The sequence below is a fragment of the Pseudomonas sp. FG43 genome (genome assembly GCF_057809175.1).
Window position 1 is genome coordinate 37340 of the sequence record NZ_JBMDJL010000015.1, and the last position, 20672, is coordinate 58011.

Annotated in this window: 22 protein-coding genes; 12 read left to right on the forward strand and 10 right to left on the reverse strand. The window is 59.3% G+C overall.

From position 1 onward, the window contains the following. Window positions 1-74: 74 nt before the first annotated feature. Window positions 75-1430 carry a 23S rRNA (uracil(1939)-C(5))-methyltransferase RlmD gene (rlmD, locus tag ACODS3_RS17620; RefSeq protein ID WP_489035489.1) on the reverse strand — a complete coding sequence of 452 codons (1356 nt, stop codon included), beginning with the start codon at window positions 1428-1430 and terminating at the stop codon, window positions 75-77. After that, window positions 1430-2332 (reverse strand): cysteine synthase CysM, encoded by a 903-nt coding sequence (cysM, locus tag ACODS3_RS17625; protein WP_200999978.1) that lies wholly within the window; start codon window positions 2330-2332, stop codon window positions 1430-1432. Before cysM ends, rlmD begins: the two co-directional genes overlap by 1 nt. A 244-nt stretch (window positions 2333-2576) precedes the next feature. On the opposite strand from cysM, the gene ACODS3_RS17630 reads away from it, so the two are divergent. From ACODS3_RS17630 to ACODS3_RS17645, 4 genes are all read left to right on the forward strand, one after another. Further along, window positions 2577-5330 (forward strand): response regulator, encoded by a 2754-nt coding sequence (locus tag ACODS3_RS17630; RefSeq protein WP_201017258.1) that lies wholly within the window; start codon window positions 2577-2579, stop codon window positions 5328-5330. Window positions 5331-5507: 177 nt separating this feature from the next. After that, entirely contained in the window at window positions 5508-6503 is a 996-nt protein-coding gene (locus ACODS3_RS17635) for a 2-hydroxyacid dehydrogenase (RefSeq protein ID WP_489035585.1), read from the forward strand. A 27-nt stretch (window positions 6504-6530) separates the two neighbouring features. Next, a complete protein-coding gene (locus ACODS3_RS17640; RefSeq protein WP_200999980.1) occupies window positions 6531-6968 on the forward strand; it encodes a hypothetical protein in 438 nt (145 codons plus the stop codon). Next, the gene (locus tag ACODS3_RS17645; RefSeq protein ID WP_200999981.1) at window positions 6965-7369 is read left to right on the forward strand and encodes an META domain-containing protein; all 405 of its coding nucleotides are present in this window, start codon (window positions 6965-6967) and stop codon (window positions 7367-7369) included. Before ACODS3_RS17640 ends, ACODS3_RS17645 begins: the two co-directional genes overlap by 4 nt. Before the next feature lie 55 nt (window positions 7370-7424). Here the strand turns inward: ACODS3_RS17645 and ACODS3_RS17650 are convergent, their stop codons facing one another. Further along, a complete protein-coding gene (locus ACODS3_RS17650; protein ID WP_489035492.1) occupies window positions 7425-7892 on the reverse strand; it encodes a TlpA disulfide reductase family protein in 468 nt (155 codons plus the stop codon). A 119-nt stretch (window positions 7893-8011) separates the two neighbouring features. Here ACODS3_RS17650 and arsC point away from each other — a divergent pair, with 119 nt between their 5' ends. The 4 genes from arsC to ACODS3_RS17670 all read left to right on the forward strand — a co-directional run bounded on the left by arsC (window position 8012) and on the right by ACODS3_RS17670 (window position 10193). Continuing rightward, on the forward strand, window positions 8012-8365 hold the full coding sequence (arsC, locus tag ACODS3_RS17655; RefSeq protein ID WP_200999983.1) for an arsenate reductase (glutaredoxin): 354 nt from the start codon (window positions 8012-8014) through the stop codon (window positions 8363-8365). Continuing rightward, window positions 8362-8967, forward strand: a complete 606-nt coding sequence (gene wrbA / locus ACODS3_RS17660; protein WP_201017261.1) for an NAD(P)H:quinone oxidoreductase — start codon at window positions 8362-8364, stop codon at window positions 8965-8967. Before arsC ends, wrbA begins: the two co-directional genes overlap by 4 nt. Next, window positions 8960-9376, forward strand: coding sequence for a DUF2069 domain-containing protein (locus tag ACODS3_RS17665; RefSeq protein WP_489035495.1), 417 nt, complete (start codon window positions 8960-8962; stop codon window positions 9374-9376). The genes wrbA and ACODS3_RS17665 overlap by 8 nt, the downstream gene beginning before the upstream one ends. Window positions 9377-9521: 145 nt before the next feature. Further along, window positions 9522-10193 (forward strand): DNA-3-methyladenine glycosylase I, encoded by a 672-nt coding sequence (locus tag ACODS3_RS17670; RefSeq protein WP_489035497.1) that lies wholly within the window; start codon window positions 9522-9524, stop codon window positions 10191-10193. A 4-nt stretch (window positions 10194-10197) separates the two neighbouring features. Here the strand turns inward: ACODS3_RS17670 and ttcA are convergent, their stop codons facing one another. Beyond that, complete coding sequence (gene ttcA, locus ACODS3_RS17675; RefSeq protein ID WP_025261351.1) at window positions 10198-11022, reverse strand: tRNA 2-thiocytidine(32) synthetase TtcA; 825 nt, start codon at window positions 11020-11022, stop codon at window positions 10198-10200. 227 nt (window positions 11023-11249) lie between these two features. Here ttcA and ACODS3_RS17680 point away from each other — a divergent pair, with 227 nt between their 5' ends. Continuing rightward, window positions 11250-11849, forward strand: a complete 600-nt coding sequence (locus ACODS3_RS17680) for a Yip1 family protein (protein ID WP_489035498.1) — start codon at window positions 11250-11252, stop codon at window positions 11847-11849. Window positions 11850-11971: 122 nt separating this feature from the next. Then, window positions 11972-12466 carry a SprT family zinc-dependent metalloprotease gene (locus tag ACODS3_RS17685; RefSeq protein ID WP_489035500.1) on the forward strand — a complete coding sequence of 165 codons (495 nt, stop codon included), beginning with the start codon at window positions 11972-11974 and terminating at the stop codon, window positions 12464-12466. Window positions 12467-12536: 70 nt separating this feature from the next. Here ACODS3_RS17685 and ACODS3_RS17690 read toward each other — a convergent pair whose 3' ends face one another. The 4 genes from ACODS3_RS17690 to ACODS3_RS17705 form a co-directional block, all read right to left on the reverse strand. Further along, a complete protein-coding gene (locus ACODS3_RS17690; RefSeq protein ID WP_489035502.1) occupies window positions 12537-13880 on the reverse strand; it encodes a dicarboxylate/amino acid:cation symporter in 1344 nt (447 codons plus the stop codon). 346 nt (window positions 13881-14226) lie between these two features. Continuing rightward, complete coding sequence (locus tag ACODS3_RS17695; protein WP_200999990.1) at window positions 14227-15570, reverse strand: ATP-binding protein; 1344 nt, start codon at window positions 15568-15570, stop codon at window positions 14227-14229. Beyond that, window positions 15567-16244, reverse strand: coding sequence for a response regulator (locus ACODS3_RS17700; protein WP_200999991.1), 678 nt, complete (start codon window positions 16242-16244; stop codon window positions 15567-15569). Before ACODS3_RS17700 ends, ACODS3_RS17695 begins: the two co-directional genes overlap by 4 nt. 11 nt (window positions 16245-16255) lie before the next feature. Further along, on the reverse strand, window positions 16256-16606 hold the full coding sequence (locus tag ACODS3_RS17705) for a hypothetical protein (RefSeq protein ID WP_489035505.1): 351 nt from the start codon (window positions 16604-16606) through the stop codon (window positions 16256-16258). A 172-nt stretch (window positions 16607-16778) separates the two neighbouring features. Here ACODS3_RS17705 and ACODS3_RS17710 point away from each other — a divergent pair, with 172 nt between their 5' ends. Both ACODS3_RS17710 and ACODS3_RS17715 read left to right on the forward strand, forming a co-directional pair. Next, on the forward strand, window positions 16779-17567 hold the full coding sequence (locus tag ACODS3_RS17710; protein ID WP_201017264.1) for a dienelactone hydrolase family protein: 789 nt from the start codon (window positions 16779-16781) through the stop codon (window positions 17565-17567). A 79-nt stretch (window positions 17568-17646) separates the two neighbouring features. Further along, the gene (locus tag ACODS3_RS17715; protein WP_489035587.1) at window positions 17647-18372 is read left to right on the forward strand and encodes a 4'-phosphopantetheinyl transferase family protein; all 726 of its coding nucleotides are present in this window, start codon (window positions 17647-17649) and stop codon (window positions 18370-18372) included. Between the two features lies 1 nt (window position 18373). On the opposite strand, the gene fhuF is transcribed toward ACODS3_RS17715, so the two are convergent. Together fhuF and ACODS3_RS17725 are read right to left on the reverse strand one after the other, a co-directional pair. Then, a complete protein-coding gene (gene fhuF, locus ACODS3_RS17720; protein ID WP_201017519.1) occupies window positions 18374-19099 on the reverse strand; it encodes a siderophore-iron reductase FhuF in 726 nt (241 codons plus the stop codon). Beyond that, window positions 19057-20667: an ATP-binding protein gene (locus ACODS3_RS17725; RefSeq protein ID WP_489035507.1), complete on the reverse strand. Its 1611-nt coding sequence runs from the start codon at window positions 20665-20667 to the stop codon at window positions 19057-19059. Before ACODS3_RS17725 ends, fhuF begins: the two co-directional genes overlap by 43 nt. Between the last annotated feature and the right edge of the window lie 5 nt (window positions 20668-20672).

The following is a 20672-nucleotide window of genomic DNA, read 5'->3' on the forward strand; positions in this document are numbered from 1 at the left end:
GACCGGCATTCGCGGGCCAGTCGGATTAAACGAGATTCCCTGTCAGCAGCTGACTCGATCCAATGAACCGCTGCTCACTTACTCGCTTCAAATAAAGCCATCGCCTCGACATGGGCCGTCTGTGGAAACATATCGAGAATTCCGGCACGTTTTAATCGGTAGCCCTGATTGACCAATTCGACCGTGTCGCGAGCCAAAGTTGCCGGGTTGCATGAAACATAAACCAACCGTTTGGCGCCTGATTTCCTGATCTGGCGCACCACTTCAAAAGCCCCGTCGCGCGGTGGGTCCAAGAGTACCGCAGAAAACCCGTCAGCGGCCCAGCTTGCTTGTGTCAGCGGCTGGGAAAGATCCGCCTGAAAAAAACTGACATTGTGCAGATCATTACTCATTGCATTGGCAGAGGCACGCTCGACCATGGTCGCAACCCCCTCGACCGCAACCACCTCCTGCGCCATCCCGGCCAGCGGCAGGGCAAAGTTGCCCAGGCCACAGAACAGATCCATCACTCGCTCGTCAGCATTGGGTGCCAGCCACTGCAAGGCCTGCTCGATCATCGCGGTATTCACCGCCGCGTTGACCTGAATGAAATCCCCCGGCCTCCAGGCCAACTGCAGATTCCATGGATCAAGATGATAGCCCAATGCCTGTTCCGGGTCTGCCGGTTGCGGCTCGCCTTCGCCATGCAGCCAGAGTTGCGCGTCATGCTCCTTGCAGAACCCTTGCAGCATGGCCAGATCACCCTCGGCCAGAGGCGCGGTGTGACGCAGCAACACGGCAATGGAAGAGCCGCTGAACAATTCAACGTGACCCAGCGACTGAGGCTTGCTGAAGCTTTTCAACAAGGCAGGCAGTTGCGTCATGATCGGTTGCAAGGCCTGTACCAGCACCGGGCAATGCTCGATGCTGACGATGTCCTGACTGGCTGCCGCACGAAAGCCCACATCCAGCCGTCTGGCCTTGGCATCCCAGCGCACGGCGATACGCGCACGACGACGGTAGGCCAGCTCGGAACCGGCAAGTGGAGCGGCCCATTCGTCCGGCTCGACACTGGCGACCCGTTGCAACTGCTCGGCCAGCATGCGCTGTTTCAGGGCAAGCTGCTCGTCATGGGGCACATGCTGCACGCTGCAACCACCACAACGGCCAAAATGCTTGCACGCCGCAGGACGGCGCATGGCACTGGCCTGCAACACTCGCTCGGTGCGCGCTTCGACAATCTTGCCATGGGCATTGAGCACCCGCGCCTCGACCTCCTCTCCCGCCAGGCTACCCGCGACAAACCAGGTCTTGCCGTCGAGAAAGGCGATACCGCGTCCGTCGCTGGAAAGGCGCTCGATGGTCAGCCGCTGTTTCTTGCCAGCAGGGATCTGCGCAGCCTTGACGCCTCCAGCGGGTTGGAAGCGCAGCCCTCTTGGTTGCCTGGCCATCAGTTGGGCGCGTCGTAGACGCCGGTCGACAGGTAACGGTCGCCACGGTCACAGATGATTGCGACCATGACCGCATTTTCGACTTCAAGAGACAGGCGCAACATGCCAGCCACAGCACCACCGGACGAAACGCCACAGAAGATGCCTTCCTCGCGGGCCAGTCGGCGCATGGTGTCTTCGGCTTCAAGCTGGGCCATGTCGATGATGCGATCGACACGATCAGCCTGATAGATGCGCGGCAGATATTCGTGAGGCCAGCGGCGGATGCCGGGGATCGCAGCGCCTTCCATGGGTTGCAGGCCGACGATCTGCACGTCGGGGTTCTGCTCCTTGAGGTAGCGCGAGGTACCCATGATGGTCCCCGTGGTGCCCATGGAACTGACGAAATGGGTAATGGTTCCACCGGTCTGCTGCCAGATTTCCGGGCCGGTACTGGTGTAATGCGCCTCAGGGTTGTCACCGTTGGCGAATTGATCGAGCACCTTGCCACGGCCTTCGGCCTGCATGCGTTCAGCCAGATCGCGGGCGCCTTCCATGCCCTCTTCCTTGCTGACCAGAATGAGTTCTGCGCCATAAGCCGTCATCGCGGCCTTGCGCTCAGCACTGGAGTTGTCGGGCATGATCAGGATCATGCGGTAACCCTTGATCGCCGCGGCCATGGCCAGAGCGATGCCGGTATTGCCGGAAGTGGCTTCGATCAGGGTGTCACCCGCGTGGATCTGGCCGCGCAATTCGGCACGGGTAATCATCGACAGCGCCGGGCGGTCTTTTACCGAGCCAGCCGGGTTGTTACCTTCGAGCTTCAACAGGAGGGTATTGCTGGTATTACCCGCGATGCGTTGCAGGCGCACAAGCGGGGTGTTGCCGACGCAATCGGCAATGGTTTGATACTGCAAGGTCATGGCGTATTCGCGATCCAGACTGCGGGGGGCACTATCATAACGGCAAACGCCCAAAGCCCATATCACGCAAAGTGCGCTTCTTATCACCAAAAGGAATAAGTGGTGTTTTTTGGCTTCTGTCTCTCAAGCCTTGACTTCCCGCAACCCCAAGAACGTATCGGCATGTAATATGCGTTACAGGGTCAGCAGCTAGACTGCGCTGAACCGATATCGACGGACTGATTCTGAATATCTGGAGAAAGCTGTGCTGACCAAACTGGGTATAAAAGGCCGCGTATTACTGCTGACTATTTTGCCGGCCAGTTTGATCGCGCTGATGATGGGCAGCTACTTCACCGTGATGCAGCTTCACGAGTTGCAGGGTCAACTGCTGCAACGCGGTGAAATGATTGCCCAGGAGCTGGCCCCGCTGTCCGCGCCCGCACTGGGCCGCAAGGACAAGACACTCCTGAGCCGCATCGCTTCCCAGACGCTGGAACAGGCAGACGTGCGCTCGGTGTCCTTTCTCGACCCTGAGCGCAATACTCTGGCACACGCCGGCCCGAGCATGATTGCCCCGGCCCCCATCGGTAACAGCACCCAGTTGCTCAACAACTCGGCCAACGATGCAACCCGCTATTTGCTGCCGGTCTTTGGCAATCAACGCCACCTGACCAGCGAAATCATCCCGGCCGAAGCCGACCGGCTGCTGGGTTGGGTGGAACTGGAAATTTCCCACAACGGCACTTTGCTGCGTGGCTATCGCAGCCTCTTCGTGAGTACGCTGCTGATCGCCTTCGGCCTGGCACTCACCGCCATTGTTGCAGTACGCATGGGCCGCACCATCAATGAACCCCTGAGCCAGATCAAGCAGGCGGTGTCGCAACTCAAGGATGGCAACCTCGAAACCCGCGTGCCGCCCCTGGGCAGCGCTGAGCTGGATGTACTCGCGTCCGGCATCAACCGCATGGCCTCGACGCTGCAGAATGCTCAGGAAGAATTGCAGCACAGCATCGATCAGGCCACCGAAGACGTCAGGCAGAACCTTGAAACCATCGAGATCCAGAACATAGAGCTGGATCTGGCGCGCAAGGAAGCGCTGGAGGCCAGCCGGATCAAATCCGAATTCCTGGCCAACATGAGCCATGAAATCCGTACCCCGCTCAACGGCATTCTGGGCTTCACCCATCTGCTGCAAAAAAGCGAGCTGACTCCGCGCCAGCGCGATTACATGAACACCATCGAGAAGTCGGCCGACAGCCTGCTGAGCATCATCAACGAGATTCTCGACTTTTCCAAAATCGAGGCCGGCAAGCTGGTTCTGGAAAACGTGCCTTTCAACCTGCGGGACCTGTTGCAGGACACCATGACCATCCTGGCGCCTGCGGCCCATGCCAAGCAGCTTGAACTGGTCAGCCTGGTTTACCGCGACACACCACTGTCACTGTCCGGCGACCCGCTGCGCCTCAAGCAGATCCTGACCAACCTGGTCAGCAACGCGATCAAGTTCACCCGCGAAGGCACCATCGTCGCCCGGGCCATGGTCGAGGATGAAACCGAAGAACACGCGCAGTTGCGCATCAGCGTTCAGGACACCGGCATCGGCTTGTCCAGCCAGGATGTACGCGCTCTGTTCCAGGCATTCAGTCAGGCGGACAACTCGCTGTCCCGGCAACCGGGCGGCACCGGCCTTGGGCTGGTCATTTCCAAACGCCTGATCGAACAGATGGGTGGCGAGATTGGCGTGGACAGCACGCCGGGCATCGGTTCGGAATTCTGGATCACCCTGACGCTGCCCAAAGCCCGTGACGAAGTGGATGATCTGCTGCACAAGCCGCTGGAAGGCGTTCGGGCCGCGGTGCTTGAGCACCACGACCTTGCTCGTCAGGCTCTGGAGCATCAACTGGAAGACTGTGGGCTTGAAACGCTGATCTTCAACAATCTGGAAAACCTGCTCAACGGCGTTACCGCCGCCCACCAGACGCCGACAGCAATCGATCTGGCCGTGCTGGGCGTGACGGCCCATGAAATCCCGCCGGAGCGCTTGCGCCAGCACATATGGGACCTGGAAAACCTTGGCTGCAAGGTGCTGGTGTTGTGCCCGACCACCGAACAGGCGCTGTTCCAGTTGTCGGTGCCCGATGTCTATAACCAGTTGCAGGCCAAGCCAGCCTGTACCCGCAAGCTGCAAAAAGCCTTGTCGGAGCTGATTGCCCCGAAAGTAGTGCGCACCGACGTTATCCAGCCGCTGGCCAGCCGTCCGCCGAAAGTCCTGTGCGTGGACGACAACCCCGCCAACCTGCTGCTGGTCCAGACCCTGCTTGAAGACATGGGCGCTCTGGTGGTTGCGGTCGACAGTGGCTATGCCGCGCTGCATTGCGTCCAGACTGAAACCTTCGATCTGGTGCTGATGGATGTACAGATGCCCGGCATGGACGGGCGTCAGGCCACCGAGGCGATTCGTCTCTGGGAACTGGAGCGCCAGTGTACTTCCCTGCCGATCGTCGCCCTGACCGCCCATGCCATGGCCAATGAAAAACGCTCCCTGTTGCAAAGCGGCATGGACGATTACCTGACCAAGCCGATCAGCGAAAGGCAACTGGCCCAAGTGGTGCTCAAGTGGACCGGGCTGGCCTTGCGCACTCCGCTGCCGGAACGCCCGTCCGACACTCAGCAGAGCCATACCGGCCCGCTGGTGCTCGATCATGAAGAAGGGCTGCGTCTGGCAGCTGGCAAACCCGATCTGGCCACCGACATGCTGGCCATGCTGCTCGCGTCCCTGGATGCCGACCGCGAAGCCATTCGGCTGGCCAGAGCCGCAGAAGACATTCAAGGCCTGATCGAGCGCGTCCATCGCCTGCACGGTGCCACTCGCTACTGTGGCGTGCCACAACTGCGCGCCGCCTGTCAGCGTGCTGAAACCCTGCTCAAGCAAGATGCACCACAGGCTGGCGATGCGCTGGACGATCTGGATAAAGCCATTACCCGACTGGCCGTCGAGGCACGTGTCACGGCCTGAAATTCAGTGATGTGGGAGGCAGCTTGCTGGCGACAGGGCCAGTGAAGCCAAAACATTTTTATCGGCTTCAACGCCCCCGTCGCCAGCAAGCTGCCTCCCACAGTCAACGAACTGACCTGGCAACATTTAACGCAGACAGAGCGAATAAACTCGTTTCTACAAGGAAGACCCATGACCCTGCGCACCCTGATTTTCAGCAGCCAGACCTACGACCGGGAAAGCTTCCTGGCAGCTCAAGCGCCCGAAGGCCTTGAACTGCATTTCCAGCCGGCTCGCCTGACCCTCGAAACCGCCACACTGGCCAACAACTACCCGGTGGTATGCGCCTTCATCAATGATGACCTCAGCGCCCCGGTGCTGGAGCGTCTGGCAGCCGGCGGTACAAAGCTGGTCGCCCTGCGTTCTGCGGGCTACAACCATGTGGACCTGTCTGCCGCAGAACGCCTTGGCATCAGCGTGGTACGGGTTCCGGCCTATTCGCCCCATGCCGTGGCCGAACATGCGGTGGCCTTGATCCTGGCCCTCAATCGCCACCTGAATCGTGCCTACAACCGCACCCGCGAAGGTGATTTCAGCCTGCACGGCCTGACCGGTTTCGACCTGGTGGGCAAGACGGTCGGCGTGGTCGGCACCGGTCAGATCGGCGCAACTTTCGCGAAGATCATGTCAGGCTTCGGTTGCAAGCTGCTGGCTTACGATCCCTGCCCGAATCCGGAAGTCCAGGCCCTGGGCGCCGAATACCTGAACCTGCCCGCCCTGCTTGAACAGGCGCAGATCATCAGCCTGCATTGCCCGCTTACCGAGCAGACCCGCCACATGATCAACCAGCAATCTCTGGCGACCCTGCAACGCGGCGCCATGCTCATCAATACCGGCCGGGGCGCGCTGGTGGAAACACCCGCACTGATCGACGCGCTCAAGACCGGGCAACTGGGTTATCTGGGGCTGGATGTGTATGAAGAGGAAGCGCAACTGTTCTTCGCTGACCGTTCGGACCTGCCCTTGCAGGACGATGTGCTGGCGCGGCTGCTGACCTTCCCCAATGTCATCGTCACCGCTCATCAGGCTTTTCTGACTCAGGAAGCCCTGGGCGCGATTGCCCGGACAACTCTGGACAACATTGCAGCCTGGAATGCAGGTACTGCGCAAAACCGGGTCCAGGCGCAGCCGTGATAAGATGCGCGGCAATTTGGAGGACCCATGGTCGAACACGATTTCCGCTACAGCATGCTCAACCCGCAGCACACACTCATCGAGTGCCGTACGCTGGGGCCTGGCCGCTATCAAGTCACCGGTAACGGCGGCTCGATTCACAACAATGATCAACTGCTGGTGACCATCAAGGGCAGCAAGAGCCTTTATATGCGTCTGGCCGTTGAGAAAGTCCGGCACCTGATCAACCCGCCCGGCCAATGGGTCGCGGTAGCCAATGGCCCGGCATTCGATGAACTGTCGATCCATCAATGGAAAGTCAATTGCGACAGTTGCTCTGCCGAACTGGACTTCGAGTTCATGGTAGAGAGCAAGCTGGGCACCAAGGCCCAGAAACCCGCCGCCGTTGCACGCATCGCCGAGCTGGGCTGGAAGACCGAAGGTGAAAAACACACATGCAGAAAGTGTCAGGAGAAAGCGGCATGAAACACCTGGCTGTACTGAGCCTGATCGGTAGCGCCCTGCTGGTCGGCTGTGCGACTGAGCCCAAACCCATCGAACAGGATCAGAGCTATGTGCTGGAGTGGATCGGCGAACGTCCGCTGATCGACTCCAGCCGGCTGACCATGACTCTGGGTGCCGATGGCCGGGCCTACGGCAATGCAGGCTGCAACCACTGGTTCGCACCCTACACCCTGCAAGGCCAGACCATCAGTTTCGGCCCCATCGGCAATACCCGCAAAATGTGCGTACCGCCTGTGATGGAGCAGGAGCAGCGCTTCCTGAAAGAGCTGAGCAAAGTGCAGCGCTGGGATATTTCCCCCATCGAGCAGTTGCGCCTGTGGCCTGCGGAAGGCAAGCCATTGCGGTTCTGGCCTGAGGACTGATCAAGCCACACCCTGTGGGAGCGAATTCATTCGCGAATGAATTCGCTCCCACACGTCAGCCCTCGCCGCGTAACCCCTTCAACTTGTCAGTCACGCCCTGGGCTGTCTGCTCACCCAGCAACTGCGCACGCATCTTGCCTTTGTCGTCGATGATGTAGGTCACGGGCAGCGCTTCGGAAGGCGGCAGGTTGTAGCGCTCGGCCGGGTCCTGGGCCAGCACGGTGAATTTGATCCCCAGGGCATTGGAGGCATTTTTCAGGTCGTCACCCTGCAGGTTGTCGAAATTGACGCCCAGCACACTGACCTTCCTGTCCTTGAGTTCTTCGGACAAGTGATTGAACTCTGGAATCTCGGTACGGCACGGACCACACCATTCGGCCCAGTAGTTAATCACCAGCCAATGGTTGTCGATACGCTCGCTGGCAACCTTCTGGCCGTTCTGGTCTGTGCCCAGATCAGCGCCACAGCCACCCAACAGTAAACTGCCGACAAACATCGCTACCGCTGCCAATCGCCTCGCCATCTGTGCTTCCTTCCTCGACTTTCTCTATAAAACGGTTCACCGAGATGCGCCTGATCATGTCGACCTGCGCCATCGCACAGGTAGAATACGCGCCACTCTACGCAAGATGCGACCTGCAAATGACTGATCTGAAGCTTTATCACAACCCGCGCTGCTCGAAATCCCGCGGTGCGCTGGAACTGCTGCAGGCCCGTGGCCTGACTCCGGACATCGTTCTGTATCTTGAAACCCCACCGGATGCCGCACAATTACGCGAGCTGCTGGGCAAGCTGGGCATTGGCGCACGGCAATTGCTGCGCAGCGGCGAAGATGACTACAAGGCCCTGAACCTGGCTGACCCAAGCCTGAGCGACGAGCAACTGATCGCGGCCATGGCCTCCCATCCGAAACTGATCGAACGGCCAATCCTGGTCGCTGGCGACAAGGCCGTCATCGGCCGTCCTCCAGAGAACATACTGGAGCTATTGCCGTGAGCACACCTTACATTCTGGTTCTGTTCTATAGCCGCAACGGTTCGACCAGCGAGATGGCCCGCCAGATCGCTCGCGGCATTGAAATGGGCGGCATGGAAGCACGCCTGCGCACCGTGCCCGCCGTTTCTGCAGACTGCGAAGCCACAGCATCGGATATTCCGGAAAACGGCGCGCTGTATGCCACGCTGGACGACCTGAAAAACTGCTCCGGCCTGGCACTGGGCAGCCCGACCCGCTTCGGCAACATGGCCGCGCCGCTCAAATACTTTCTGGACGGCACCAGCAACCTCTGGCTGACCGGCGCCCTGGTGGGCAAACCGGCCAGCGTGTTCACCTCCACCGCCAGCCTGCATGGCGGCCAGGAAACCACCCTGATGTCGATGCTGCTGCCCTTGCTGCATCACGGCATGCTGGTCATGGGCCTGCCTTACAGCGAAGCCGCTCTGCTGGAAACCGCCGGTGGCGGCACACCTTACGGCGCCAGCCATCATGCGGGGCCTGACGGCAAGCGGCCGCTGGATCGTCATGAAACCGAACTGTGCCGCGCCCTTGGCCAGCGTCTGGCAAAAACCGCGTTGCAACTGGAGACGCCCCGTGGCTAAAAAGCCCAAAGTGCTGCCACCCAGGGAATGGCTGGAGCCACGGGTACGCATCAGCCGGGCCGCGAGCCTGATCTGCTTTCTGGGCATGATCGCCCTGCTGTCGGTGTATTACCTGTTTATCGCCGACCTGCATGGCGCCCGTCCCCATGTGATCCTGGCCGTCGAGCTGTTGCCTTTGCTGTTGCTGGCACCCGGCATGCTACTGGGTAAAACCCGAGGGCACTTCTGGACCTGTTTTGTCATCAACCTGTATTTCATCAAAGGTGCCCTGGCGGCCTTCGACCCGAACCGCTGGCTGTTCGGCGTGCTGGAAATGCTGGCCAGTGTGGCGGTATTCATCAGTGCGTTGTTGTATGTCAGGTGGAAATCACAACTTGATCGCACCGACCAAATAATGCCTATCCGTTAAGGTCATAAATCACTTTGTGGGAGGCAGCTTGCTGGCGACTTCACGTACAGACGCAGAATATCTGCCGATTTTCAGGCCTTTTCGCCAGCAAGCTGCCTCCCACAAGTTTTGTTTGTGACTGATCCCACCTGCTTATGGAGAACCGATGCACGATTACAAATGGCTGAACGAATACTGCCTGAACCGTTTCGGCTCCGCCAAGGCACTTGAAGCACTGCTGCCGGTGCCGCATACGCCCAAACAACTGATGGCTTTCAGCGATGATCGCTATCTGTCGACCATGGCCCTGCGGGTATTTCGTGCTGGCTTGAAACACAGCCTGGTAGATGCAAAGTGGCCGGCTTTCGAGGAAGTTTTCTTTCGCTTCGACCCGGAAAAGGTCGTGCTGATGGGCGCCGATCATCTGGAGCGACTGATGCAGGACACCCGCATCATTCGCCATCTGGGCAAGCTCAAGAGCGTGCCGCGCAATGCGCAACTGATTCTGGATATCGCCCAGGAACACGGCAGCTTCGCCAAATTCATCGCCCAGTGGCCGGTCGATGACATCACCGGCCTCTGGCAATACCTGGCCAGACACGGCAACCAGATGGGCGGGCTTTCAGCGCCACGTTTCCTGCGCATGGTGGGCAAGGACACCTTTATCCCGAGCCAGGATGTAGTGGCCGCCCTGAACGCGCAGAACATCGTCGATAAAGTACCGACCAGCAAGCGTGATCAGGCCATCGTGCAGGACGCCTTCAATCAGTGGCACGCTGAAAGCGGGCGACCGATGTGCCAGCTTTCAGCGATGTTGGCGTTTACCGTGAATCACTGACAGGTCAGATATTCACCACATTGACGAACCGCGAGGCTGCGGTTTCGTCCATGCGCAGGCTGGTGAAGTCGAACAGGTTGCGGTCGGCCAGTTGCGAAGGATGGACGTTCTGCAAGGCGCGGAAGATGCTTTCGGTACGGCCAGGCGTCTTGCGCTCCCACTCGATGAGCATTTCCTTGACTACCTGACGTTGCAGGTTTTCCTGCGAGCCGCACAGGTTGCATGGAATGATCGGGAACTCCTTGAAGTCCGAATACGCCTGAATGTCCTTCTCATGGCAGTAGGCAAGCGGGCGAATCACCACGTTGCGGCCATCGTCGGAGCGCAGCTTGGGCGGCATGGCCTTGAGCGAACCGTTGAAGAACATGTTGAGAAAGAAGGTTTCGACGATATCGTCGCGGTGATGCCCCAGCGCCATTTTGGTGGCACCGATTTCATCGGCGAAGGTGTACAAGGTGCCGCGGCGCAGGCGCGAGCACAGCGAGCAGGTGGTCTTTCCTTCCGGGACCAGCTCCTTGACCACCGAATAGGTGTCTTTTTCGACGATGTGGTACTCGATGCCCAGAGTGGCCAGATAGGCAGGCAGCACATGCTCCGGAAAGCCCGGCTGCTTCTGGTCCATGTTCACGGCTACGATCTCGAACTTGATCGGCGCGACCTTCTGCAGGTGCATCAGCACGTCGAGCATGGTGTAGCTGTCCTTGCCACCGGAGAGACAGACCATCACCTTGTCGCCATCTTCAATCATGTTGAAGTCGGTAACCGCTTCGCCGGCCAGCCGACGCAGGCGTTTCTGCAGTTTGTTCTGATTGACTGAAAGGGTGCCCATGATGCTGGTGGTATCCGCTGGTGACTTCGGGGAAAGGGCAGCCATTTTACGCACAACCGGCGAATCGTTAAACAACTGGCTTATCGAAGCAGGCTATTAACAGCCCCCTGCAAATGGCCAAACACTCTAAGCCCGCCGCTCTTCCCCTTGCCATGCTTTCTATACTCCGTGGTGAGGTCGCATTTCAGGCTTGTGGCCTTCAATCCACGAGATGAAGGAGTAACCCTATGATCCATCACGTATGGGGATTGTTCACGCATCCCGATCGGGAATGGAGACAGATACGTGGCGAAGAAGAAAGCATTGGCCACATGTACCTCACTCACACCCTGATCCTGGCTGCGATCCCGGCGGTTTCCGCCTATATAGGCACGACACAGATCGGCTGGGTGATCGGAGATCGACCGCCAGTCATGCTCACCCATGGCAGCGCGATATGGATGACGCTCATGTCATATATCTCCATGTTGCTGGGCGTTGCGGTGATGGGCGGCTTCATTCACTGGATGGCACGCACCTATGACGCCACGCCCACTCTGGCAAGGTGCATCGCTTTCGCCACCTATACGGCCACGCCGCTGTTAATCGGCGGGCTGGCGGCGCTCTATCCGCATATGTGGCTGGGCATGCTGGTGGGGACAGCAGCCATTTGCTACACGGTCTATCTGCTCTATGTCGGCCTGCCGACCTTCATGAATATTCCCTCCGAGGAAGGCTTCATGTTTTCCAGCTCCATCCTCGCCGTGGGCCTGGTGGTGCTGGTCGCGATCATGGCATTTACCGTCGTGCTGTGGGGAGTCGGGGTCGGCCCGGAATATACCAGTTGAACCATCGTCAGGCGGGCAGCGCACCCATGCGGCCCGCCGCAGCGACCAACCATCTGGCGGTTGGGGTTTTCAGCCCCACACTGCTTTACGGCATACTTGAGGCATCTGGAGAGCCACACAGCATGCCCGAGCAAATCAACTCCCGCGTCGAAACCTGTTACCAACAAGCCGAAGCCTTTTTCAAACGCACTTTCAAACGCCCTGTCGTCAGCCTCAAGCTGCGCGGCCAAAAAGCCGGCGTCGCGCACCTGCACGAGAATATGCTGCGCTTCAACCCGCAGCTGTATCGGGAAAACACCGAAGACTTCCTGCGCCAGACCGTGCCGCATGAAGTCGCCCACATGATTGCCCATCAGCTTTTCGGGGACCGTATCCAGCCCCATGGCGAAGAGTGGCAACTGATCATGCGCGGCGTGTACGAGCTGCCGCCCAACCGCTGCCACACCTACGCCATCGAACGACGCAGCGTGACCCGATACATCTATCGCTGCCCCTGCGCCGGGAGCGACTTCCCCTTCTCGGCGCAACGCCACAACATGGTTTCCAAAGGCCGGCGCTACCTGTGCCGACGCTGCCGCCAGACGCTGGTTTTCAGCGGTGAGACCCGCATGGAGTAATCCCGCCCCGCAGGAATCGCAGGTATAAAAAAACCCATCCGAAGATGGGTTTTTTATCATTCAGCGCGTGTCAGACGGTCTTGCCAGTCTCGACAGGAGCCGGGCCTTCAGCGACACCCAGGTCATCTTCATGACGGGTTTCGACGATGGAAGTACCACCGGAAGCCAGTTCGGCCTGCAGCTTGTCGTTGTCCAGCTCGCCAACCCACTTGGCAACAACCAGAGTTGCAACAGCGTTACCTACCAGGTTGGTCAGGGCGCGTGCTTCGGACATGAAGCGGTCGATACCCAGGATCAGCGCCAGACCGGCAACCGGCAGGTGGCCTACGGCCGACAGGGTTGCAGCCAGAACGATGAAGCCGCTACCGGTCACGCCAGCAGCACCTTTGGAGGACAGCAGCAGCACCAGCAACAGGGTGATCTGGTGAGAGATGTCCATCTCTGTGTTGGTCGCCTGAGCGATGAACACGGCAGCCATGGTCAGGTAGATCGAGGTGCCGTCCAGGTTGAAGGAGTAACCGGTCGGGATAACCAGACCAACTACCGACTTCTGAGCACCCAGGCGCTCCATCTTGATCAGCATGCGTGGCAAGGCGGATTCCGAAGAGGAAGTACCCAGTACGATCAGCAGCTCTTCACGGATGTAGCGGATCACCTTGGAGATGGTGAAACCGTGAGCACGGCAGATGGCGCCCAGAACCAGCATCACGAACAGGAAGCAGGTGATGTAGAAGCAGATCATCAACTGACCGAGCTGCACCAGGGTACCCACACCGTAGGCGCCGATGGTGAAGGCCATGGCACCGAACGCACCGACAGGCGCCAGCTTCATGATCATGTTGATGATGTTGAACATCACGTGAGCGAAGCGATCGATGAAGTCCAGAACCGGACGGCCGTAGGCGCCCAGGCGATGCAGGGCGAAGCCGAAGATCACCGAGAACATCAGGACTTGCAGGATATCGCCGTTGGCAAACGCGCCGACGATGGTGTTCGGAATCACGTTGAGGATAAAGCCGACGATGCTCTGGTCTTTACCGGCGGTGACATAGGCAGCAATCTTGGAGGCATCCAGAGTGCTGACGTCGATGTTCATGCCGACACCCGGCTTGACGACGTTGACTACTACCAGACCGATGATCAGGGCCAGAGTCGAAACGATCTCGAAGTACAGCAGTGCATAGCCACCGGTCTTGCCGACCGATTTCATGTTCTGCATGCCGGCGATACCGCTGACGACCGTACAGAAGATGATGGGGGCGATGACCATCTTGATCAGTTTGATGAACCCGTCACCCAGCGGCTTCAAGGCCTTGCCGGTATCTGGATAGAAGTGGCCGATCAGGATACCGATGACAATCGCTACGATTACCTGAAAGTACAGTGTTTTGTAGAAGGGCTGACGAGTCGTCATTGTTGTTATCCTCAAGGGCGTCGTCGGCATCTCACCTGATGCACGCGAGCCTATAAAGCACTAACCCTCCTGCACTGGAGGGATTTGTTGTGTCGAGTTTGCACAGGGCAGTTCTCTACGACGACAAGTAGCAAGCGGCGTGCCACTCCTGGAAAAAATCATCCAGAGCCCGGATCACAAGGCGTCGCTGTATAAACACTAGTATGAAAAGGCCATGACAGTGGCGGTTTTCCGCCGATAGCGAATAAAAAAACCGAAAGGGTGGCGGGTATCCGCCTAATGGAGGTTGTGATTGTCGACCAGAGCATCCCCCGTCGCGGCCAAGGCCCCTCACACAAAACGATGATCACGCCAGAAAATGAATCCTGAACACCGCCCCGCCCAGCGGTGAATCGCCCAGGGTCAGGCGGGCGCTGTAGCTTTCGATGATGTCCTTGACCACCGCCAGCCCGATGCCCTGCCCCGGATTCTGGCGGTCAAGCCGCTCGCCGCGCTCAAGAATGCGCGCTCGCTGGCGCAGCGGGATGCCGGGACCATCGTCCTCGACGCACAATTCGTCACCCGTTGCAGATGACTGAAAACTGACCCTGACTTCGCCAAGGCAGAGCCGGTAAGCGTTTTCCAGCAGGTTGCCGAGCATTTCCAGCAATGCGCCCTCTTCCATCGGCACCTGGCATTGCTCGGGCAGGTCCAGCGTGACCTTGACCTGCTTGTCGCGGTAAACCTTCTCCAGAGTGTTGCACAAGCTTTCGACCACCGGCCGCAGCATGACGTGATGCCGCACCAGACCGCTCTTGCGCAGGCTGGCGCGTTGCAATTGGTAACCGATCTGCTGGCTCATACGCTCGATCTGCGACTGCAGAACCCTGGCCTGCTCCACATCTTCCGGGCGTTTGGCGATGTTCTCACTGACACCCTGCAACACCGCCAGCGGTGTTTTCAGGCTATGGGCCAGGTCCCCAAGAGAATCACGATACCGGGTGCGCTGCTCGCGCTCGCTACGTAACAGGCGGTTCAGGGAGTCGGTCAGGCGTAGCAATTCGCTGGGATGCTCTTCACTCAAGCTATCGCGGGCGCCCGCCTCAACCTGATCCAGCTCCTGACTCAAGCCCTTGAGCGCTCGCAGCCCCCAGGTCAGCCCAAGCCACAGCAACCCCAGCAGCACCAGCAAGGCCCCGCCAAACCCCAGGTACAGTTTCTGTCGCAGGCCAGCGATGGTTTCCTGATAGTCGCGCAAGGGTTGCAGGGCCACGATACTGAACGCCGCATTGCGCCCGCCCAGCAGGCGAATCTCGGCGTCATAGACGAAATACTCGTCGCCGTTGGCTTCCTTTATCTTGGAAAACTGACTGCCCTGGCCGTCATAGTGCGGGTGATATTTGATGTTTTCACCTTCAGTGCCCAGCGAGCGCCAGACCAGTTGGCCCTGAAGGTTATAGATATAGCCAAGCAAACGGCTGCCCGGCAGGTTGAACTGTTCGCTGGGCAACAGCGATGGCATCAGCAGGCGTCCGTCTTCGACACGCGCGGCTGAAATCATGGTCGTCACATCCGACGCCAGACGCTGCTCGATTGCGCCACGCAATGCCAGGCTGAACGCGCCCTGCAAGGCAGGCAGCATCAGCAACATGAAAATCACCGCCAGAGTTGCAGCGGCCAGCATCAAACGCAGGCGCAGCGAACGAATCATGTACAGCGCTCAGTGAACAGATACCCCATGCCACGCACCGTATCGATAGGTTTGAATGCCACGCTACCTTCCAGCTTGCGGCGCAGGCGCCCGACCAGCACCTCGATCACATTCGGATCGCGCTCATCGTCGTCAGGGTACAACTGCTCCATCAGGCGCTCCTTGGGCACCACTTGCTGGTGATGAAGCATCAGGTATTCGAGAATCCGGTATTCATAGGCCGTCAGCGCCAATGGCTGTTCGTCCAGTGCGGCCTGCTTGCGATTGAGGTCAAGCAACAAAGGCCCCGCCGTGATGGTCGACTGGATGAAGCCACTGGAACGACGCAACAAGGCATTGAGTCGTGCTTCCAGCTCCTCGAACTGGAACGGCTTGACCACGTAATCATCCGCACCGGCAGCCAGCCCTTCGACCTTGTCCTGCCAGTTACCGCGGGCGGTGAGAATCAGGATCGGAAACGCCTTGCCTTGAGCACGCAACTGGCGGATGAGATCCAGCCCGCCAATACCCGGCAATCCAAGATCGATCACGGCCAGATCATGATTGAACTGCCCGACCTGATACAGCGCCTCCTCGGCATTGGCCACCGCCTCCACCACATGGCCCGCTTCGGTCAAGCGAGTCCACAAATGATGACGTAGCAGCGCCTCATCCTCGACCACCAACAACTTCATGCAGCTCTCCCCTAAGACAAATAATGAAACGACATTGCCGAATCGGTACTCGACAGCATCGTGCTCAAGGGCAAACGCTGTTTTACATCATATCCGCCCAGCAGGGCCTCGCGGCTGACAGACACGCCATTGTAGGTGCCTGAAAGACTGCCATAAATAGCCGGCGAATAGAGCGCCCCTGTTGAAGAAGCCAACGGCTCATGCTGACCCAGACCATGGCTCCAGCCATTGGCATCGTCAAGCCTCTCGCTGGTTTTACCGAACTCGATACGTGCCGGCTCCAACCGCCCATCACTGGCCTGCGCCGAAGCACTGCCACCCAGAAAAGCCAACGCCAGGAAAAACTTGTTGATGTTCAACATAAGGACTCCTTTTGCGATCGGGGACACTGTCAAAGTACGATTTCACAGTAGCCCCCATGGCCTGAACTGTTACTGAACGCGCTCTGAACCTGCGCTGAACACAAGTACAGGATAAAAAAGCGGAATCGTCTAAGCTGTGCCCTTTATTCCCTCCTGCTAGAAGGAACTGAACATGCGTGTGTGGATTGCGTTGATCATGATGAGCCTCACCGGCCTGGCCCAGGCAGCGATCAAGACCGAACAGATCGATTACAAAAGTGCCGACGGTACAAAACTGGTGGGTTACTACGCCTACGACGACGCCATCAAGGGCCAGCGCCCCGGCGTGCTGGTGGTTCACGAATGGTGGGGGCTGAACGATTACGCCAAACGTCGCGCCCGCGATCTCGCCGCACTGGGTTACAGCGCTCTGGCCATCGACATGTACGGCGACGGCAAGAACACCGAACACCCCAAGGACGCTCTGGCCTTCATGCAGGCAGCTCTCAAGGACAGCGATGCAGCAGACAAGCGCTTTGACGCAGGCCTTGAGCAACTGAAGAAACAGCCACAGACCAACCCGGCAAAGATCGCTGCCATCGGCTACTGCTTCGGCGGCAAGATCGTGCTTGATGCGGCACGTCGCGGCGAACCACTGGCGGGCGTAGTGAGTTTCCATGGCGCGCTGGTAACCAATACGCCTGCCAAACCGGGCATCAAGGTTCCAATGCTGGTAGAGCATGGCGCCAAGGACAGCATGGTCACGCCTGAACACGTCCTTGCCTTCAAGAAGGAAATGGACGACGCCAAGGCTGACTACAAGTTCGTCAGCATCGAAGGCGCGAAACACGGCTTCACCAACCCCGACGCCGACCGCTTGAGCCACGGCGACCATGGCGGCCCGGACATCGGCTACGACAAGGCCGCCGACCAGAGTTCGTGGGCGGACATGCAAGCGTTCTTCAAGAAGATATTTGGTTGATCAACCTTTCGCGAATGAATTCGCTCCTACAGAACTGTGTAGGAGCGAATTCATTCGCGAAGCAAATACAATGCATCCCATGACTCAAATCCCGACATTCCCCACCTGCTGCTCCGAACCCACCCGACACTGGCCTCTGCCACACGCCGTGCCGGGTGCAATATTGGTCAGCAGTCATTTCGACCCGCAAAAACTGGTCGAAGGCGATTTCCAGCGTTGCGCCATCGCGCCGCCCGCCAGCATTCAGCGCTCGGTCGCCAAGCGTCAGGCGGAATTCCTCGCCGGTCGGCTCTGCGCCCGTGAAGCGTTGCGACAACTCGATGAGCGCCTGTACGTCCCCACTATTGGCGAAGATCGTGCGCCGATCTGGCCGACCGATATCTGCGGCTCGATCACCCACAGCACCGGCTGGGCAGCCGCCATCGTTGCGCCCAGACAACAATGGCGCGGGCTGGGGCTGGATACCGAAAACCTGTTGAGCACCGACCGCGCCACACGGCTGGCCGGAGAAATCCTCACCGCCGATGAACTGGCCGCCATGGCAGCAGGCCCGCAAGAAGAAATAGCGCTACGGGTCACCTTGACCTTCTCGATCAAGGAAGCGCTGTTCAAGGCGCTCTACCCCATCGTGCAAAAGCGCTTCTACTTTGAAGACGCGCAACTGCTGGAATGGTCAGCCGATGGCAGCGTACGCCTGCGCCTGTTGATGGACCTGTCCAGTGAATGGCACAGCGGCAAGGAACTGGAAGGCCAGTTCAGCGTGCACGATCAGCACTTGTTGAGCCTGGTCAGCATCGCAGCCTGAATCAGGCCGGCAACGGGCAATGCTCGCAACGCCCGACCCACTCGACCTGATAGCTCAGGCAGCACGTGCGGCGCTGACGACGCTGCCCGCTATAACTCACCGCCCTGAACAACGGGTTGCGCCTGCCGTCCGGGCGCACTCGCGCAGCCAGCAACGCCTGCCCTGCCTCCAGCGATACCTCGCTGCACTGGCCCAGTTGCAACAGACAACCTTCCAGATAATCCCCGACGCTGCACCACAGCACTCCCCCGGCCAAATCACCATAAGCGCTCAATGCCTCAATGAACGGTTGCAGGTTATCGTCCAGCAGGCTGGCGAAACGCTGAAAGGGATCGACCGGTAACTCACCCCATGCCGCCCCTTCGCCCAGCAGCTTCACTCCCGTCGGCACGCCCCGCTCATCCAGCGCTACCGCCACCTGCTCCAGCTTCAGCGGCCAGTGCCAGCCATGAACAAGGCTGGCAACCACCAGCGGCGGAATGGCCTGCATGAAGTAATACTTGGCCCATTGCGACACCAGCACCGGCAAATGAGCGGCCATCAAATCCGGCCCGTAAAGCCCGGTCAGTAAAGCATCCAGCGAGTCCTTGTGAAGCAAATCGGGCAACGCCGTCACCCGTCGCGGATCATCTGCCGCCAGCAGCGTCTGCCCGAACCGCGCCAGCGGCCCAGCGAACAATGTGTTCATCGCGATTCCTGAATGCGCGGCCAGACCAGCGTGAAACAGGCGCCGCCCAGACTCCCGCTGCGGTCGATGGATGCGCGGCCTTCGTGCCAGTTGATGATTCGCCGCACGATGGACAACCCCAGCCCGTGCCCGCCGGACGCTCGGGTGCGGCTGTCATCCAGACGCATGAAAGGCGTGAAGATTTGCTCCCAGGCACTTTCCGGCACGCCGGGGCCGTCGTCTTCGACATCGAGACGACAGCATCCCGGCTCCAGTCGATAGCTGATGCTGACTTGCGACTCGGCATGGCGCATGGCGTTGCTCACCAGATTCTGCACCGCCCGATGCATGTAACGAGGTTCGGCATCCACCCAGGCTGACTCACCCACGGTGGTTATCACACATTCGCCACGCGCGACCCGGACATTGGCGCGCAAGGGCGCCAGTTCCGCGATCACCCGATTGATCAACAGGTCCAGATCGATACGCTGGAAATTCAGGGTCGGCGCGCCCTGCTCCAGTCGCGCATAGGTCAACATCTCGTCCACGAGCTTGTCGAGGTCCTGAATGTCGTGGTCCATGCCGGTCATGTATTTCTGGCGGGCCTCAGGCGTGGCTGCGTCCTGAATCATCTCCAGACCAAAGCGCAAACGCGACACTGGCGTGCGCAGTTCATGGGACACCGCACGCACCAGTTCGCGCTGGATCATCAGCGAGCGCTGCAAGTGCTCGGCCATGCTGTTGAACGCGGCTGCCAGACGCCCGATGGAGTCGGAGCCTTCGGTGGGGACCCGCGTTTGCAGGCTGCCTTTGGCGATCAAAGTGGCAGCCGCTTCCAGCGCCTGCACCCGTCGTTCAAGAGGCCGCACCAACAGGTAAACCACCACGCCGATAAAACACAGCCCCAACAGGGCAATCAGCACCAACAGTTGGGGCGGATAAGGATTCATCTGGTACAGCGGGCCGATTTCCAGCACCCAGTTGGTATCGACGATCCCGGACAGCACGCGGATGGAATCACCGCCCTTGCCCAGCGCCATGACCGTATCGCCCTCATAGACACGCCGGCGCTGATCGTCATCCAGATCGGCCTGATCCAGTGCAATGAGGTTCAGATCAAAGCCAAAGCCCTTGTTCACCCGCAAGGCTTGCAGCCGGGCCGGTTGCTCATCGACCGGCAGGCGCACCAGTTCGTCGATCAATAAATAGATGGTGGCCCGCGCCAACTGCTCAGTGATTTGCTGCACCTCGCCGGTCAGCAACAAATGCTCATTATCACTGAGCTGACGATAGACCCTGGCCGCATGCGGGCCGATCTGCTCGACCACCACTTGCCCGCGCTGCAAACGGCTACGGGCGCTGCTGTCCAGGTTTGCCTGCTCGACGCTTTGCAGGCTCAGTGGAATCCCCAACAAGCGCTCCCATACCGCCAGCGCACGACGACGCTCGATGTCATTCAAGGGGATCAGGTTATCGGCCATTACCGTAAAGGTGCCGTGGGCCAGCCGCTCGCGGTATTGCCCGCTTCGCTCCTGATTGAGCAGATGCAGCGCCAGCACCCCGAGCAAGGCCACCAACACCAGTACGCCCAGCATGCCGCCATAGATGCGCAGAAAAATGGAGTTCATGGGGG